1 protein-coding gene is annotated in these 355 nt (G+C 36.3%); it reads right to left on the reverse strand.

Features of this window, described 5'->3' with window-relative positions:
* Positions 1 to 355 (reverse strand): ECF transporter S component (locus V7659_RS05280; protein WP_335538589.1); only part of this gene is annotated, 355 nt, incomplete at both ends.

Raw genomic sequence — 355 nt, forward strand, 5'->3', positions numbered from 1 at the left:
ATTAAATGGTAAGATTGCTGGCAATACTAAATTCCGCATATCTGGAAAGCCCATTAGAACGGTATATGCAGGTAAAATAACCAAATAGTTTAAAATACTCATCATTACCGCCATGAATGCCGTCCCGATAATTAAAGCTAGCGTCATACCTTTTCTAGTCTTAAGTCTAGTATATACAAAATAAGTTGGCAGGATAAACACAATTCCGGCAACGAAATTGGCTATATGCCCCACAGGAATTCCTGTTTGGCTTCCTGTCTGAATATAATTAAGGACATTTTTAAAAAACTCAACTAAAATTCCTGCAATCGGTCCAAAAATCAATGCGGCAATTAATGCTGGAATGTCACTGAAA

Source organism: Neobacillus drentensis (assembly GCF_036966985.1).
Classification (GTDB): Bacteria; Bacillota; Bacilli; order Bacillales; family Cytobacillaceae; genus Neobacillus; species Neobacillus drentensis_E.